We start from the raw sequence: 14980 nt of genomic DNA on the forward strand, positions 1-14980 counted from the left end.
GGCACCCCTCGTCTCCGAGGAGGCGGGCCGCTGACACCCCCCGTCTCCGAGGAGGCGGGCCGCTGACACCCCTCGTCTTCGAGGAGGCGGCCCGCTGGCACCCCTCGTCTTCGAGGAGGCGGGCCGCTGGCACCCACTCCGACGCCCCCGGAGCCACCCCCAGCCCCGGGGGCTCCGCCCTCGGCCCCGTCCACCCCCCACCCGACGAGGTCGGATCAGGGGTGGGGCGCCCGGCCGGGGCTCCCGCCCCGAACCCCCACCCCGCCCATCCACCACCTGACTCGGTCGGCCGAAGGGTGAGGCGGGGTGGGTGCGTAGGGGTGAGGGCCGGGGTTCAGGGGGGTGGAGCGTGCCGGGGTCAGGCCAGGCCGCGGCGGGCGACCGCAGGGGGCCGGTGTCCGGCGATCGACGCCACCATCTCCACCACCTGGCGGGTCTCGGCCACCTCATGGACCCGGTACACCTGCGCCCCGAGCCACGCGGACACCGCCGTCGTCGCGAGCGTGCCGATCAAACGCTCCTTCACCGGCCGGTCCAGGGACTCGCCGACGAAGTCCTTGTTGGACAGGGACACCAGCACCGGCCAGCCCGTGTCGACCATCTCGTCCAGCCGCCGCGTCGCCTCCAGACTGTGCCGCGTGTTCTTCCCGAAGTCGTGCCCGGGATCGATCAGCACGGACTCACGCGGCACGCCCAGCGCCACCGCCCGCTCGGCCAGCCCCACGGTCACGTCCAGGATGTCGGCCACGACGTCGTCGTAGGCGATCCGGTGCGGCCGGGTCCGCGGCTGCACGCCACCCGCGTGCGTGCACACCAGCCCCACCCCGTACCGCGCCGCGACCTCCGCGAGGCCCGGGTCGACCCCGCCCCACGCGTCGTTCAGCAGATCCGCGCCCGCCTCGCACACCGCCTCGCCGACCTCGGCCCGCCAGGTGTCCACGCTGATGATCACATCGGGGAAGCGGCGCCGTACCTCCGCCACGAAGCCGACCGTGCGCCGCGCCTCCTCCTCGGCCGTGACCTCTTCACCGGGGCCGGCCTTGACCCCGCCGATGTCGACGATCGCGGCGCCCTCGGCCACGGCCTGCTCGACGCGCGCGAGGGCCGGCTCGTCGCGGAAGGTGGCCCCCTGGTCGTAGAAGGAGTCCGGCGTCCGGTTCACGATCGCCATGATCACCGGCTCGTGGGGCCCGAATTCCCGCCTGCCCAGCCTGAGCATCCGCTGTGACCTCTCCTAGTACGTCGTGCAGTACAGCCGCCTGCGACCCTAACTGTCAGACTCGCATGGCACGATCGGACCCTGACAGATTCAGCGTCCGGGCGCAGCGTCCGGTACCGAGCGTGGGGACCCCTGGCGATGGTGATGTTCTTGTTCCTGGTCGTCGCGCTGGCCGTCGTGGTCGCCGCGGTGACGCTCGCCGTGGTGGGCGGTGGTGAGAGCGGCCCGCTGCCCGAGGTGGCACCGGAGCGGCTGCGGGACCCGCTGCCCGAGGACCGGCCGGTGGACCGCGCGGACCTGGAGAGCCTGCGCTTCCCGGTCGCCCCGCGCGGCTACCGGATGGCGGACGTCGACGACGCGCTCGGCCGGGTGGCCGCCGAACTCGCCGAGCGGGACGCCCGGATCGCCGATCTGGAGTCCGCGCTGGCCGGAGCCCGGGCCGCCGCCGCGCCCACCGTGCCCGCCCGCCCGGACGAGCCCGGGCAGGAGGGCCGGCGATGACCGCCGGGGCCGCTCTCGCCGGGCCGGACGGCGCCCTGCGCTGCCCCTGGGCCCTGTCCACCGACGACTACGTGTCGTACCACGACGAGGAGTGGGGCCGTCCGGTCCACGGCGACGACGCCCTCTTCGAGCGGATCAGCCTGGAGGCCTTCCAGTCGGGCCTGTCCTGGATCACGATCCTGCGCCGCCGCCCCACTTTCCGTGCGGCCTTCGCCGGCTTCCGCATCGAGAAGGTCGCCGCCTTCACCGACGGGGACCGCGAGCGCCTGCTGGCCGACCCCGGCATCATCCGCAACCGCGCCAAGGTCGACGCGACCCTGGCCAACGCGCGCGTGCTCGCCGACTGGCCGCAGGGCGAGCTGGACGAACTGATCTGGTCCCACGCGCCCGACCCGGCGGGCCGGCCCGCCCCGAAGACCCTCGCGGACGTCCCGGCGGTCACCCCGGAGTCGACGGCCCTGTCGAAGGACCTGAAGAAGCGGGGCCTGAGATTCGTGGGCCCGACGACGGCGTACGCCCTGATGCAGGCGTGCGGACTGGTCGACGACCACCTGGAGACCTGCGTCGCGAGAAGCGCCCGGTAGGGGGGCGCCGGGCGGCAGCGGGGTGCGAGTTCGCCGCGTGGGCGGGAGAACCCGTCGGCCGTGTGGGCGGGAGAACCTGTCGGCCGCGTGGGCGGGAGAACCCGGCTGCCGCCTGGGCGGGAGAACGCGCCGCCCTCCCGCTCCCGCCCTCCCCGCGGAGCGCGCTACCGCCCCAGGTACCTCGGCTTCTCCTTGTTCACGAACGCCTGCACCGCGATCGCATGGTCCTCGGACCGCCCCGCCCGCGTCTGCAGCTCGTCCTCCTTGTCCAGTGTCTCGTCGAGGGAGTGCGACAGGCCGTAGGCCACCGCCTCCTTGATCGCCGCGTACGCCACCGTCGGCCCCTCGGCCAGCGCGCGGGCCACCTTCTCCGCCTCGGCGCGCAGTTCGGCCGCCGGGACGACCCGGTTGGCGATGCCCAGCTCCAGCGCGTCCTGGGCGCTGATGCTGCGCGGGAACAGCAGCAGGTCGGCGGCGCGGCTCGGGCCGATCACCCGGGGCAGGGTCCAGGAGATGCCGGAGTCGGCGGTCAGGGCCACGCCCGCGAACGACGTGTTGAAGGAGGCGCTGTCGGCCACGACGCGGTGGTCGGCGGCGAGCGCGAAGCCGAGGCCGGCGCCGGCGGCGACTCCGTTCACCGCGGCGATCACCGGCTTCGGTGCCCCGGCGAGGGCCCGCACGATCGGGTTGTAGTGCTCCTTGACCGTGCTCATGGTCTGCCCGGACCCGCTCTCCCGGTCCCCGGCGAGCAGTCCGATGTGTTCCTTGAGGTCCTGGCCCACGCAGAACGCACGGTCCCCGGCGGCGGTCAGCAGGATCGCCCGTACGGCCGTGTCCGCGGACGCGGATTCCGCCGCCTCCCGAAGGGCCACCTTGGTCGCGATGTTCAGCGCGTTCATCGCCTCGGGGCGGTTCAGCGTGATCGTCGCGAGTCCGTCGCTCACCTCGTAGAGCACGGTGTCGGCCATGGCGCATCCCCTCCGGTGTCACGGCTGGCGACGTACCGGTCGGTACGCCCCTGTCAGGGGACAGCATGGCGGAGATCGCCGTCCAGGGGCCGGAGCGGACGTGTGACCTGCGTCAAAGAAAACCGGGGCCGAGTCGGGCGGTGGATCTCCGTGTGGTGGCGAAGTATCGCAGCCACCTCCCCGAATTGAGTGGTTTTGCTCGCGTGCGTTGCCCAAGCGATGCCGACTGATGTTGGTCATCGGGTCCTGCGATGCGGGATAATGGCTTGGAAGCAATGTGTTCGATGCCGGTGACGTGTGTCCGCTCCGGGCGGCGAGGCCCTCCCTGGGCCGTCGGCAGACGATGAGCTGGTTTCAGGAAGGGGAACGAGCATGGCGGCCATGAAGCCGCGGACGGGTGATGGCCCGCTCGAGGTGACCAAGGAGGGGCGGGGCATCGTCATGCGCGTTCCGCTCGAAGGCGGCGGTCGACTCGTCGTCGAGCTGACCCCTGACGAGGCCGAGGCGCTTGGCGACGCCCTGAAGAAGGTCGTCGTCTGATCGTCCCAGCGATCCTGTCCTCGTGACTGCCCCGGCATCGTACGCGGTGCCGGGGCAGCCACGTTCGAGGGCTCGCGCGGCCGGGTGCGGAGGGACGCGCAGCCTCGTTCAGCGGGTCGGCGGGGACGCGGTCACCGTTTGACGGCGCACAGCAGGCCGTCGCCCACCGGCAGCAGCGACGGCACCAGCTCCTGGCTCTCGCGCACCGTGCGCAGCAGCTCCCGCAGCCTCAGCACCTCCGTGGGCTGCGGACCGGAGTCGACCGTGCGGCCGCCCGCCAGGACCCCCTCGAAGACCACCAGACCGCCCGGACGCAGCAGGCGCAACGATTCAGCTAGATAGTCCAGGTACTCCAGCCGGTCCCCGTCGCAGAACATGAGGTCGTAACCGGCGTCCGCGAGCCGGGGCAGCACATCCAGGGCGGGGCCGGGGATGAACCGGGCCCGGTTGCTGGCGAAACCGCAGGCGCGAAAGGCCTGGCGGGCGAACTGCTGGTGGTCCGGCTCGGGGTCGACCGTGGTGAGCACCCCGTCCGGGCGCATGCCGTGCAGCAGATGGATTCCGGACACTCCGCAGCCGGTGCCGATCTCGGCGACCGCCTTCGCGTCCACGGAGGCGGCGAGCAGTCGCAGCGCGGCGCCCGTGCCGGGCGACACCGAGCGCAGCCCTGCGTCGCGGGCCCGGTCACGGGCCCAGCGCAGCGCTTCGTCCTCGGCGACAAAGGCGTCGGCGAACGCCCAGCTCGTCTGCCGGTTGGCGGTAATGACCCTCTCCCGTCCCCGTGGTTGCCTGGGCGTGACTGTATCCGTTGGCGTCGGGAACCCGCAGATGAGGCCGGGCGTTAAAAGGGGAGAGCCGGTGGCCCGGGACGGGGCGGGGGGTAAGAGGTGCATCAGGACGCCGAGCAACTGCTGACGGGGCCGCATGAGCCGTATCAGCGTGTATCAAATTCTCGTAAAACCGCTTATCCGGAGCTAACGGGCGAGGTGGCTATGGTAGGGGCTCCACTGGACACCACCAGAGCCGACAGGGGAGGTGCGGCTGCACCCGTGGATCGGGGCGGAGTGCTGCGGCGCTTCCTCGGGTCGGCGGGCAGGCCGAAATCCGTGACCGACACCGCTGCTGACAGCCACGCCGCCACCGCCGCCGGCGACGCCCAGACCGCGACCTTCTCCACCGACGCGGACGGGCAGGCGTGGACTCCGCCCACGTGGGACGAGATCGTCAGCACACACAGCGCCCGGGTCTACCGCCTGGCCTACCGCCTGACGGGAAACCAGCACGACGCCGAGGACCTCACCCAGGAAGTCTTCGTCCGTGTCTTCCGCTCGCTGTCGACGTACTCGCCGGGCACCTTCGAAGGCTGGCTGCACCGCATCACCACGAACCTCTTCCTGGACATGGTCCGGCGCAAGCAGCGCATCCGATTCGACGCCCTCGGCGACGACGCGGCCGAGCGCCTGCCCAGCCGTGAGCCCACCCCTCAGCAGCTGTTCCACGACGCCCACTTCGACGCGGACGTCCAGCAGGCCCTCGACACGCTGGCGCCGGAGTTCCGCGCCGCCGTCGTCCTGTGCGACATCGAGGGGCTGTCGTACGAGGAGATCGCCGCGACCCTGGGCGTGAAGCTCGGCACGGTCCGTTCCCGTATCCACCGCGGCCGCTCCCAGCTCCGCAAGGCCCTCGCGCACCGCTCCCCGGAGGCCCGCGCGGCCGAGCGGCGCTCCTTCATGACCCGTGTCCCCGCTCTGGGGGGAGGGGGCGCGACCGCGTGAGTGGATCTCGACCGAATCCTGCCGAGAAGGCGCTTCTCGCAGAACAGCATCTGGGAGACCGGCTCTCCGCCCTGGTGGACGGAGAGCTCGGTCATGAGACGCGTGAGCGCGTCCTCGCGCACCTGGCCACCTGCGCCCGCTGCAAGGCGGAGGCGGACGCCCAGCGCGCGCTGAAGAACGTCTTCGCGGAGGCCGCCCCGCCGCCGCCCTCGGAAAGCTTTCTGGCCCGTCTTCAGGGCCTCCCCGGGGGAGGTGACCTGGACGGCGACGGCACGCCGCCGCCCGGGGGAGGGTTCCTCGGCCGCGGACCGGATGCCGGGACCACCGGAGTCTTCGGAGTGAGGCGCGGCGAGCGCTTCGCTTTCGGCTACGTCCCGGCCCCCGCGCACCACGTCGCCCCGGTCCCCGAGGAGCGCGGTTTCCGCATCCATCCCGTCGGCCGCCCGGACGACGGCCGCTCCGCCTCGCGCGGACTGCGCTTCGCGTTCGCCGCCGCCGGTGCGGTGTCACTCGCCGCGGTCGCCCTCGGCGGCGTGACCACCGCGCTCCCCGGCGACCTGGCCGGCGAGGCCCGCGGCTCCGGCAGCGGCAGCAACGTGACCCCGGCGCGCACCGCCGGCACCGGCACGGGTGGTGGCGCCGGGGCGGTGACGCCGGACACCCAGCGCCGGCGCCCGGTCGGACCGCTGCTCGCCTCGGGCGCCTCGGGTGAGGCACTCCTCGGCCAGACGCCGGTGGCGCCGACGGCGCTGTCCGCGCCGCTGCTGCCCGGAGCGCCGGCCGCCGACCCCGGTCAGTCCCGGGACGCGCTCATGCGGGGGCTGACGGCGCCGGTGACGGCAGGCGCGGCCGCCCTGTCCCCGCTCATACGTCCGCTGGACCAGGCGGTGGACCTCCCGCTCGCCGGCCGGTCCGCCCTACCCGAAGTCACCGGCTCCGATCTGCCGTCCGCCCCCGTCCCCGACACCGCCGCCGCTCCGACGGCGTCCTCCCTGCCGCGCCGCCCGGCATCGGCCCCCTGACCGGCCGCTTCGCCACGGCCCGCGAACCTGGTTGAATCCGGTGAGGGCCGTGCCCGCGGCGATGCCCGGGTGCCAAGTCGACGTTTCGCGGCCGCCGCCCGAGCGGGCGGCCGCGGTCAGCCGTGGGGAGAGCATGAACGAGGGGAACCGTGTCCCGCCGGAGCAGGATCCGGAGGGAGCGGCGGGGGCGGCACCGGCCGGCGCGTCCCCGGCCGCCGTGCCGGACGAAACCCGGGCCGACCGGCCCCCGTCCGCCTCCGCCCCGGCCCACCCGGCGCCGGACGGCCGGCGCACCCCGGGCACGGACTTCGAACTGGCCGACCCGTCCCCGCCGCCCGCGGCCACGCACCCCACCGCCCAGGGGGGAGTGCCGGAGACCGGGACCGCCGGAGCCGGAGCCGGGGGCACGGCCGGGGCCGGGGACACCGCCTGGACGGCCCCCCTCGAGCGGCCGAAGCCGTTGCACGACCCCGACCCCTACAGCACGCCGCCGTACGGCGAACCCGGCCCCTGGGCACCCGCACCGCCCGTGCAGCACCCGGCGACGACCCCGGCGCAGGGCACCCCTGTGCCCGCACTCGGTACGACCGCCACGGCGTCCACCGCCCCCATGCCCACGGCGTCCACCGCCCCCATGCCCACGCAGTCCGCCCCCATGCCCACGCCGTCCGTCCCCGTACTCGCGACGACCACTCCCGAACCTCCGGCCACCACGCCCGCAGCCCCCACCCCCACCCTCGGAACGATCACCCCCGTACCCGAGTCTCCTGCCGCCGTCCCTGCCGCCGTCCCCGCCGTTGTCCCCGCAGCCCTCCCGGGGCCGTCGGTGTCGGCGGAGGCCGGTGCCGGGGGGCGGGGGCGTTATGACCCCTGGGGGGCCGGCAAGGCGCAGATGTTCGGGTACGGGCCGCTGCAGCAGACCGGGTCCGCCGTGCCGACCGAGGAGCGGCGCGGCAGGCGGGCCAAGCGGCTGGCGCTGGTGTGGACCCTGTTGGTCGCCGTCGTCTCCGCGGGTATCGGCGGAGCCGTGGGTGCGTACGTGGAGCGCACGGGACTGGGCGACGACGTGCGCCTGCCCCAGGCCGGAGGCGTGCCGGCCGGCCGGGCGCCCGACAGCGTGGCCGGGATCGCCGCCCGCGCGCTGCCCAGCGTCGTCACCCTGCACGTCAGCGGGGCCGACGAGGCCGGTACCGGCACCGGCTTCGTGCTCGACGCTCAGGGGCACATCCTCACCAACAACCACGTCGTCGAGCCCGCCGGGTCGGGCGGCCGGATATCCGTGACCTTCAGCAGCGGCGAAACCGTCAAGGCCGAGGTCGTCGGCCGGGACAGCGGATACGACCTCGCCGTCGTCCAGGTGCACGGCGTTCACGGACTCACCCCGCTCCCCCTCGGCAACTCCGACGACGTCGAGGTCGGTGACCCCGTCGTCGCCATCGGCGCCCCCTTCGACCTGGCCAACACCGTCACCTCGGGCATCATCAGCGCCAAGGAACGGCCCATCACCGCCGGTGGCGAGAAGGGCGACGGCAGCGACGTCAGCTATGTCGACGCGCTGCAGACCGACGCACCCATCAACCCGGGCAACTCCGGCGGGCCCCTGCTCGACTCCCGGGCCGAGGTCATCGGCATCAACTCCGCGATCCGCTCGGCGGGCAGCGGCTCCGAGCCGAAGGGCGGCCAGTCCGGATCCATCGGCCTCGGCTTCGCCATCCCCGTCAACCAGGCCAAGCGCGTGGCGGAGGAACTGATCAACGACGGCCGCGCCACCCATCCCGTGATCGGCGTCACCCTCGACATGGGCTACACCGGCGACGGAGCCCGGGTCGACGGCAAGAGCGCGGGCGGCGGTCCCGCCGTCGCCACGGGCGGGCCCGGCGCACGGGCCGGCCTCGAGGCGGGCGACGTCATCACCGAGGTCGACTCGGAGCACGTCCACAGCGGCGAGGAACTGATCGTCAAGATCCGCGCCCACCGCCCCGGCGACCGGCTGCGCCTGTCCGTCGAACGCGACGGGGCAGAGCGGGAGGTCTCACTCGTGCTGGGCGCCTCGGAGCAGAACTGACAGAAGTCTCACCTTGGGACGGTACCGGTCGGACCAGAACGCCGGGTACCGTTGGGCGACCGAGGACTCGCGAGGAGCGTCAGGTGTTCAATGACATAGGGCCACTGGAGCTGGTGACCATCATCGTGCTCGCCGTGCTCGTCTTCGGTCCGGACAAGCTCCCGAAGGTCATCCAGGACGTGACGCGGACGATCCGGAAGATCCGCGAGTTCTCGGAGAGCGCCAAGCAGGACATCCGCCAGGAACTGGGCCCGGAGTTCAAGGACTTCGAGTTCGAGGACCTCAACCCCAAGGCGTTCATCCGCAAGCAGCTGGACAACGACGACCTGGGGCTGAAGGAGATCCGCAACGGCTTCGACCTGAAGAAGGAGATGGCCGAGGTCACCGACGCGGTCAACAGCCGCGACACCGACACGTCGGGTCCCTCCTCTTCCTCCGCCGCCCTCTCGTCGGGTGGCCGCGTCGACATGACCAAGCAGCCCGAGGACGGCCCCGGCAAGGACGACCGGCCGCCCTTCGACGCGGACGCCACCTAGGCACCTCCTTCCCCGACACGCGGGCGCGGGCACGTGGTGCGCACGTGACGCACGTCATAGCTCGCGCCGGTCGCACACGGCCTGAACAGGCGGTTCGCGCGACCCACGGGTCCAGCGCCTGCCCAGCCGCTCTCAGCGGTGTGGATATGCTGCCGAGTTGTTGTGCGGACCGGACGAGTACGCCCGAAGGGGGGCGGGCCGCCGCCCCGGTCCGACGAGAGCGAGGAGGCGTCCGGGCAGATGGAGACGACGAGTCGGGTGGGCGCGCAGCCGCCGGCGGAGGGCGGACAGCAGCTCCCCTCCGCCCGGCGAACGGTCGACGGTTACCTGCAGGCGCCCTTCCCTTGGTACGGCCTCGACGAGGCCTTCACGGGGCCGCGCTGGCTGATGCAGGTCGGGACCGCGGCGGACGGCGCCGTCGAGCACGGTTCGATCGGGCACGGCGACGAGCCCTCCGTACGCGCCGACGCCGGCTCGGCCGGTGAGCCGCGGGAGAAGTTCGCGGTCGTGGTCACCGTGGCCGCGCAGCCGTCGCGCCGGAGCGCGGACGGCACGGGGCTGCTGGAGGCGACGTCGGTCGCTTCGGCGGCATGGCTGGCCGGTGTGGGGCTGCTGTCCTTCACCTGGCCGAGCCAGATGGACCACAGCCTGCGGGACGACTGGCTGGACCAGCAGACGGAGACGGCGTGGGCGCTGGCCGACGACCTCGACGGGGCGGAGTGGTCCAGGCTCTCGCTTCCGGTGGACGGGGTGGCCATGCCGTTCCACTACCGGGAGTCGGAGTTCGGCTGGGTGCTGGCCGGCAGCACCGAGGCGGGCGTCCACCTGGGCGCGTACGGCCGGGGGATGAGCGCGTACGGCCTGGGCTTCGCCGCGGTCAAGGACGTCGCCGCGTACGCGTGACGAGCGCGGTGTACGCGTGACGCGTACGCGGTGGCACGGGGACGAATCCCCGCGCGTCCCGTGACGAGTCCCGGCGTACGCACGACGAAAGGGGCGCCGGTCTCCCCGGCGCCCCTTGTCCCACGCGGTCGGACAGCTCTCAGAACTTGTTCTTCGGCGTGATGCCCAGCGACAGGCCCGACAGGCCTCGCTGACGGCCCCCCAGCTTTCCGGCGATCGACCGCAGCGCGGAGCCCGCCGGGGAGTCCGGGTCGGTCAGGACCACCGGCTTGCCCTCGTCGCCGCCCTCGCGCAGGCGCACGTCGATCGGGATCGAGCCGAGGACGGGGACGGACGCGCCGGTCGTGCGCGTCAGGCCGTCGGCGACCGTCTGGCCGCCGCCCGTGCCGAAGACGTCCACCATCTCGCCGCAGTGCGGGCAGGGCAGGCCGGACATGTTCTCGACCACGCCGACGATCTTCTGGTGGGTCTGGACCGCGATGGAGCCCGCGCGCTCGGCCACCTCCGCCGCCGCCTGCTGCGGGGTCGTCACGACCAGGATCTCGGCGTTCGGGACCAGCTGGGCCACGGAGATCGCGATGTCGCCGGTGCCGGGCGGCAGGTCCAGGAGCAGGACGTCCAGGTCGCCCCAGTACACGTCCGCGAGGAACTGCTGCAGCGCGCGGTGCAGCATCGGGCCGCGCCACACGACCGGGGCGTTGCCCGGGGTGAACATGCCGATGGAGATGACCTTCACGCCGTTCGCCGACGGCGGCATGATCATGTTCTCGACCTGGGTGGGCCGGCCGTCGGCGCCCAGCATGCGCGGCACCGAGTGGCCGTAGATGTCGGCGTCCACGACACCGACCTTGAGGCCGTCGGCGGCCATCGCCGCCGCGAGGTTCACGGTCACCGAGGACTTGCCGACGCCGCCCTTGCCGGAGGCGACCGCGTAGACCCGGGTGAGGCTGCCCGGCTTGGCGAACGGGACCTCGCGCTCGGCCTGGCCGCCGCGCAGGGCGTTCGCCAGCTCCTTGCGCTGCTCGTCGCTCATCACGTCCAGCGTGACGCCGACACCGGTGACGCCCTCGACCCGGGAGACCGCGTCCGTGACACGCTGGGTGATGGTGTCGCGCATGGGACAGCCGGAGACCGTCAGGTACACGGTGACCGCGACCGCTCCGTCCGCGCCGATCTCCACCGATTTGACCATCCCGAGTTCGGTGATCGGGCGGTTGATCTCGGGGTCGTTCACCGTCGCCAGTGCCTCGCGCACCGCGTCTTCCGTAACCATAAGGACGATGGTACGGCGCTCCGAGGGGCCTGCGGGTAGCCCGTCAGCGGTCTTCTGCGTCACGTCCCGGCGGTCGTTCCGTCCCCTCTGCCGGGAATACGACGTGCCCGTCGTGCCGCCTCCGCCCCTCCAGCTCCTTGACCAGGTCCTGCAGCTCCGAACGGATCCAGTCGCGGGTGGCCACTTCACCGAGACCCATGCGCAGCGCGGCGATCTCTCTGGTGAGGTACTCGGTGTCGGCGATGGACCGCTCGTTCTGCTTGCGGTCCTGCTCCAGATTGACCCGGTCGCGGTCGTCCTGCCTGTTCTGCGCGAGCAGGATCAGCGGGGCCGCGTAGGAGGCCTGGAGGGACAGCATCAGGGTCAGGAAGATGAACGGGTAGGAGTCGAAGCGCAGATGGCCGGGTGCGGCGATGTTCCACACCACCCACGCGATGATGACGACGGTCATCCAGACGATGAAGCGTCCCGTGCCGAGGAACCGGGCGATCTTCTCCGAGAGCCGGCCGAAGGCCTCGGGGTCCCACTCGGGCAGGATCCGGCGCCGGGGCGGGCGCGGCTGGTCCAGGCGGGCACGGGGCCGGGAGGTGGCCGTGGCGCCCGCCGGGGTGCGCTCGCGGGTGCTCTCGCGCTCAGGAGCCATGGGCGGCCACCCCCTGTCCCTCGTCCTCGTCCAGGTGGAACTCCGTCTCCCGCCAGTCGTCGGGCAGCATGTGGTCCAGTACGTCGTCCACGGTGACCGCGCCGAGCAGCGCCCCGGACTCGTCGACCACGGGCGCTGCGACCATGTCGTACGTGGCGAAGAACCCGGCGATGACGGGCAGCGTGTCGTCCGGGGCCAGGGGCTGCAGGTCGTCGTCGAGGAGCGAGCTGACCAGGGTGTACGGCGGGTCGCGCAGCAGCCGCTGGAAGTGCACGGTGCCCAGGTACTTGCCGGTCGGGGTCTCGTCGGGTGGACGGCAGACGTAGACCTGGGCGGCGAGCGCGGGGGAGAGGTCCTGGTTGCGGACCCGGGCGAGCGCGTCGGCGACGGTGGCGTCCGGACGCAGCACGATCGGCTCGGTGGTCATCAGACCGCCCGCCGTGTGCTCCTCGTACGACATCAGGCGCCGCATCTCGGCCGCGTCGGCGGGCTGCATCAGGCTCAGCAGCCGCTCCTTGTCCTCCTCCGGCAGATCGGAGAGCAGGTCGGCCGCGTCGTCGGGGTCCATGGCCTCCAGGACGTCCGCCGCGCGCTCCTCCTTCAGCTTGCCGAGGATCTCGATCTGGTCGTCCTCCGGCAGCTCCTCGAGGACGTCGGCGAGCCGGTCGTCGTCGAGGGCGGCGGCGACCTCGGCACGCCGCTTGGGGGAGAGGTGGTGCAGGACGTTGGCGAGGTCGGCCGGGCGCAGCTGCTCGAAGGTCGCGAGCAGGCTCTCGGCGCCCTGCCCGTGCTCCTCCAGGGAGAACCCGGTGACGGCCGACCACTCCACGGTCAGCGTCTCGCCCTTGGCCCGCCGGAAGGCGCCGCCCCTCCTGCCCTTGCGGACGAAGACGCGGTCGATCTCCCAGTCCCGCCGCGCGGGCAGCTGCTGCACGGAGAGGTCGAGAACCGTGACCTCCTCGCCGGTCTCCACCAGGGTCACCCGCCGGTCCAGCAGCTCACCGAAGACCAGCCGCTCGGTCGGCCGCTGCTCGAAGCGGCGCACGTTGACCACCCCGGTGGTGATGACCTGGCCGGACTCGATACCGGTCACCCTGGTCATGGGCAGGAAGATGCGGCGCCGGGTGGACAGTTCGACGACCAGTCCGAGGACGCGCGGGGGCCGTCGCCCGACGCGCAGCACGACGACCAGTTCGCGTACGCGGCCCACCTGGTCGCCGGCCGGATCGAAGACGGGGACCCCGGCGAGGTGCGAGACGAAGATCCGGGGGACGCCGGCTGCCATGGCTGTGCTTCCTTTGCCTGGGAATCGCTGTGGGGCTGGTGTGCGGTGCGAGTGGTCTGCTCGCGTTTGCCTGCTCGGGTGCGCTTCAGGCTAGCCCGTACCGGTCGGATACGCCCTGGTGGGAAGTCCGGACGGACCGGCTCCGCCGGGTGGGCGGGGCACCGGTACGCTGCGGTACGCCGCTCAGGAACCGTCAGAAAGGCAGCTCCACCTGTGACTGCGATCTCCCAGGGCCGTACCCGCCGGACCGCGCTGGTGACCGCGACCTGCGCACTGGCCGTCACGGGAGCGATGCTGCTGTCCGGGTGCGGCGGCGGTGACGATCCGGACGCGGGGACCAACGGTGTGGGCAAGCTGCCCGCCGGGAAGATCCAGTCGCGGACCCGGGCGGCGGCGGAGGCGGCACCGGCGGTACGGCTGTCCGGGACCGTGGCCACCAGCGGCCGTACGTACCGGCTGGACATGCGGCTGAAGGCCGACGGCGGTAGCGGGTCGGTGACCTCGCAGGGGTCCACCTTCAAGCTGCTGCGGGTCGGCCGGCAGCTGTATCTCAAGGCCGACGCGGGCTTCTGGAACCACGCCGACGGCAGCGACGGCGCCACGGGCAAGCTGGACGGCAAGTACGTGAAGGTGCCGCAAGGGGATCCCGCGTACAAGAAGTTCAGCGGTTTCACGGACAAGGCGGTCCTCCTCGACGGTCTGCTGACACTGCACGGCACGCTGGCGACGGACGGCCACCACGATCAGTCGGGTACCCGCACGATCCGCATCACCGGCGACAAGGGCTCCGGCGGCACCCTGGACGTCTCCCTGGAGGGCGAGCCGTACCCACTGCGCCTGGTGCGCGCCGGCGACGCGGGCACGCTCGCCTTCTCGGACTGGGGGAAGGACTTCACCGTGACGGCACCGGCCGGCTCCGAGACCGTGGACTACGGAAAGCAACTGCCGACGTCATAGCGAAGGCCGAGCCGCCCCGCCGACCACCCTCCGGCGGCCACCGCGCCCACCGGCCACGACGCCCGTCTCCAGGGCTCGCCCCGGGCCGGCCGCTCGCCGGGCCAGGGCTCGCCCCGGGCCGCCGCTCGCCGGGTTCGTCTCCAGCGGTTCGGCGCTCCGCTCCTCAGCGGGACGGGGTCACTTCCGTCGGCGGCGGGTCAGCAGCTTGAGAAGGCCCGCCGGCATCGGCTCGCGGGTCGTCGCCGGGGACGCCACCGGCCGCTCGGCCAGGCTGCCGGAGGGCAACGGCTCCACGGCACCGGTCGGCACCAGGCGGAGCACCCGGCACTCCCGGGCCCAGCGGCCCGGCATCTCCTCGCCGTCCGGGGCGTTCAGCCGCTTGCCCTTCAGCTCGGCGACCGCCGTCTCCCACTCCGGCGACCCGGAGGCCGGCTCGGACACGGTCGCCCGGAACGTCACCAGCCGGCCGCCCTTGTCCTTGCTGCGGACGGTCACCTCGGCGGCGCCCCCGTCCGTGAGCGCCGGCAGCGGCTGCTCACCCGGCCCGTCGCCGACCAGGCACACCGCACCCTCGTGCCACACGTGCCACAGGGCGCGCGCCTCGGCGGCACCGGCGCCCCTGACCCAGATGAGGCCGGACTTCTTCACGGCCTCCTCGATGAGGGCGCGGTCGAGCAGCTCGCTTGTCATGCGCCCAGCCTAACCAGGC

At 73.0% G+C, this 14980-nt stretch carries 16 protein-coding genes; 9 read left to right on the forward strand and 7 right to left on the reverse strand.

Annotation, left to right across the window (positions count from 1 at the left end; all coding sequences use genetic code 11):
• Positions 1 to 358: 358 nt before the first annotated feature.
• On the reverse strand, positions 359 to 1219 hold the full coding sequence (gene folP, locus ACGFT2_RS13095) for a dihydropteroate synthase (protein ID WP_393277039.1): 861 nt from the start codon (positions 1217 to 1219) through the stop codon (positions 359 to 361).
• A gap of 138 nt (positions 1220 to 1357) precedes the next feature.
• On the opposite strand from folP, the gene ACGFT2_RS13100 reads away from it, so the two are divergent.
• Both ACGFT2_RS13100 and ACGFT2_RS13105 read left to right on the forward strand, forming a co-directional pair.
• Positions 1358 to 1720 (forward strand): DivIVA domain-containing protein, encoded by a 363-nt coding sequence (locus tag ACGFT2_RS13100; RefSeq protein WP_393277042.1) that lies wholly within the window; start codon positions 1358 to 1360, stop codon positions 1718 to 1720.
• Positions 1717 to 2304 carry a DNA-3-methyladenine glycosylase I gene (locus tag ACGFT2_RS13105; protein WP_393277045.1) on the forward strand — a complete coding sequence of 196 codons (588 nt, stop codon included), beginning with the start codon at positions 1717 to 1719 and terminating at the stop codon, positions 2302 to 2304. The genes ACGFT2_RS13100 and ACGFT2_RS13105 overlap by 4 nt, the downstream gene beginning before the upstream one ends.
• Positions 2305 to 2468: 164 nt before the next feature.
• Here the strand turns inward: ACGFT2_RS13105 and ACGFT2_RS13110 are convergent, their stop codons facing one another.
• Positions 2469 to 3272, reverse strand: coding sequence for an enoyl-CoA hydratase/isomerase family protein (locus ACGFT2_RS13110; protein ID WP_393277048.1), 804 nt, complete (start codon positions 3270 to 3272; stop codon positions 2469 to 2471).
• Between the two features lie 372 nt (positions 3273 to 3644).
• Between ACGFT2_RS13110 and ACGFT2_RS13115 the strand changes: the two genes are divergently transcribed.
• Complete coding sequence (locus tag ACGFT2_RS13115) at positions 3645 to 3812, forward strand: DUF3117 domain-containing protein (RefSeq protein ID WP_018544333.1); 168 nt, start codon at positions 3645 to 3647, stop codon at positions 3810 to 3812.
• Positions 3813 to 3943: 131 nt separating this feature from the next.
• Here the strand turns inward: ACGFT2_RS13115 and ACGFT2_RS13120 are convergent, their stop codons facing one another.
• Entirely contained in the window at positions 3944 to 4738 is a 795-nt protein-coding gene (locus tag ACGFT2_RS13120) for an O-methyltransferase (protein ID WP_393277051.1), read from the reverse strand.
• Positions 4739 to 4876: 138 nt separating this feature from the next.
• Here ACGFT2_RS13120 and sigE point away from each other — a divergent pair, with 138 nt between their 5' ends.
• The 5 genes from sigE to ACGFT2_RS13145 all read left to right on the forward strand — a co-directional run bounded on the left by sigE (position 4877) and on the right by ACGFT2_RS13145 (position 10113).
• Positions 4877 to 5587 (forward strand): RNA polymerase sigma factor SigE, encoded by a 711-nt coding sequence (gene sigE, locus ACGFT2_RS13125; RefSeq protein ID WP_393277682.1) that lies wholly within the window; start codon positions 4877 to 4879, stop codon positions 5585 to 5587.
• Entirely contained in the window at positions 5584 to 6609 is a 1026-nt protein-coding gene (locus ACGFT2_RS13130; RefSeq protein WP_393277054.1) for an anti-sigma factor family protein, read from the forward strand. The genes sigE and ACGFT2_RS13130 overlap by 4 nt, the downstream gene beginning before the upstream one ends.
• A 133-nt stretch (positions 6610 to 6742) precedes the next feature.
• Complete coding sequence (locus ACGFT2_RS13135; protein ID WP_393277057.1) at positions 6743 to 8674, forward strand: trypsin-like peptidase domain-containing protein; 1932 nt, start codon at positions 6743 to 6745, stop codon at positions 8672 to 8674.
• A gap of 83 nt (positions 8675 to 8757) precedes the next feature.
• Positions 8758 to 9210, forward strand: coding sequence for a sec-independent translocase (locus ACGFT2_RS13140; RefSeq protein ID WP_393277060.1), 453 nt, complete (start codon positions 8758 to 8760; stop codon positions 9208 to 9210).
• 240 nt (positions 9211 to 9450) lie between these two features.
• Positions 9451 to 10113 carry a hypothetical protein gene (locus ACGFT2_RS13145; protein WP_393277063.1) on the forward strand — a complete coding sequence of 221 codons (663 nt, stop codon included), beginning with the start codon at positions 9451 to 9453 and terminating at the stop codon, positions 10111 to 10113.
• Positions 10114 to 10252: 139 nt separating this feature from the next.
• Here ACGFT2_RS13145 and ACGFT2_RS13150 read toward each other — a convergent pair whose 3' ends face one another.
• Genes ACGFT2_RS13150 through ACGFT2_RS13160 form a run of 3 tightly spaced genes read right to left on the reverse strand, consistent with a single transcriptional unit; the run spans position 10253 to position 13314 of the window.
• The gene (locus tag ACGFT2_RS13150; protein ID WP_393277066.1) at positions 10253 to 11386 is read right to left on the reverse strand and encodes an Mrp/NBP35 family ATP-binding protein; all 1134 of its coding nucleotides are present in this window, start codon (positions 11384 to 11386) and stop codon (positions 10253 to 10255) included.
• Positions 11387 to 11429: 43 nt separating this feature from the next.
• Positions 11430 to 12029: a DUF1003 domain-containing protein gene (locus ACGFT2_RS13155; RefSeq protein ID WP_393277069.1), complete on the reverse strand. Its 600-nt coding sequence runs from the start codon at positions 12027 to 12029 to the stop codon at positions 11430 to 11432.
• Positions 12019 to 13314: a magnesium transporter MgtE N-terminal domain-containing protein gene (locus tag ACGFT2_RS13160; RefSeq protein ID WP_393277072.1), complete on the reverse strand. Its 1296-nt coding sequence runs from the start codon at positions 13312 to 13314 to the stop codon at positions 12019 to 12021. The genes ACGFT2_RS13155 and ACGFT2_RS13160 overlap by 11 nt, the downstream gene beginning before the upstream one ends.
• 213 nt (positions 13315 to 13527) lie before the next feature.
• Between ACGFT2_RS13160 and ACGFT2_RS13165 the strand changes: the two genes are divergently transcribed.
• Positions 13528 to 14271 (forward strand): hypothetical protein, encoded by a 744-nt coding sequence (locus tag ACGFT2_RS13165; RefSeq protein WP_393277075.1) that lies wholly within the window; start codon positions 13528 to 13530, stop codon positions 14269 to 14271.
• Between the two features lie 177 nt (positions 14272 to 14448).
• Here the strand turns inward: ACGFT2_RS13165 and ACGFT2_RS13170 are convergent, their stop codons facing one another.
• Entirely contained in the window at positions 14449 to 14961 is a 513-nt protein-coding gene (locus ACGFT2_RS13170; RefSeq protein WP_393277078.1) for a hypothetical protein, read from the reverse strand.
• Between the last annotated feature and the right edge of the window lie 19 nt (positions 14962 to 14980).

It is taken from the genome of Streptomyces sp. NPDC048514 (assembly GCF_043199955.1).
Classification (GTDB): domain Bacteria; phylum Actinomycetota; class Actinomycetes; order Streptomycetales; family Streptomycetaceae; genus Streptomyces.

Bases quoted from the DNA above. Each gene is read 5' to 3' on its own strand.
- folP (WP_393277039.1), bottom strand. From the start codon at position 1,219: ATGCTCAGGCTGGGCAGGCGGGAATTCGGGCCCCACGAGCCGGTGATC.
- ACGFT2_RS13100 (WP_393277042.1), top strand. From the start codon at position 1,358: ATGGTGATGTTCTTGTTCCTGGTCGTCGCGCTGGCCGTCGTGGTCGCC.
- ACGFT2_RS13105 (WP_393277045.1), top strand. From the start codon at position 1,717: ATGACCGCCGGGGCCGCTCTCGCCGGGCCGGACGGCGCCCTGCGCTGC.
- ACGFT2_RS13110 (WP_393277048.1), bottom strand. From the start codon at position 3,272: ATGGCCGACACCGTGCTCTACGAGGTGAGCGACGGACTCGCGACGATC.
- ACGFT2_RS13115 (WP_018544333.1), top strand. From the start codon at position 3,645: ATGGCGGCCATGAAGCCGCGGACGGGTGATGGCCCGCTCGAGGTGACC.
- ACGFT2_RS13120 (WP_393277051.1), bottom strand. From the start codon at position 4,738: ATGCGGCCCCGTCAGCAGTTGCTCGGCGTCCTGATGCACCTCTTACCC.
- ACGFT2_RS13135 (WP_393277057.1), top strand. From the start codon at position 6,743: ATGAACGAGGGGAACCGTGTCCCGCCGGAGCAGGATCCGGAGGGAGCG.
- ACGFT2_RS13145 (WP_393277063.1), top strand. From the start codon at position 9,451: ATGGAGACGACGAGTCGGGTGGGCGCGCAGCCGCCGGCGGAGGGCGGA.
- ACGFT2_RS13150 (WP_393277066.1), bottom strand. From the start codon at position 11,386: ATGGTTACGGAAGACGCGGTGCGCGAGGCACTGGCGACGGTGAACGAC.
- ACGFT2_RS13155 (WP_393277069.1), bottom strand. From the start codon at position 12,029: ATGGCTCCTGAGCGCGAGAGCACCCGCGAGCGCACCCCGGCGGGCGCC.
- ACGFT2_RS13160 (WP_393277072.1), bottom strand. From the start codon at position 13,314: ATGGCAGCCGGCGTCCCCCGGATCTTCGTCTCGCACCTCGCCGGGGTC.
- ACGFT2_RS13170 (WP_393277078.1), bottom strand. From the start codon at position 14,961: ATGACAAGCGAGCTGCTCGACCGCGCCCTCATCGAGGAGGCCGTGAAG.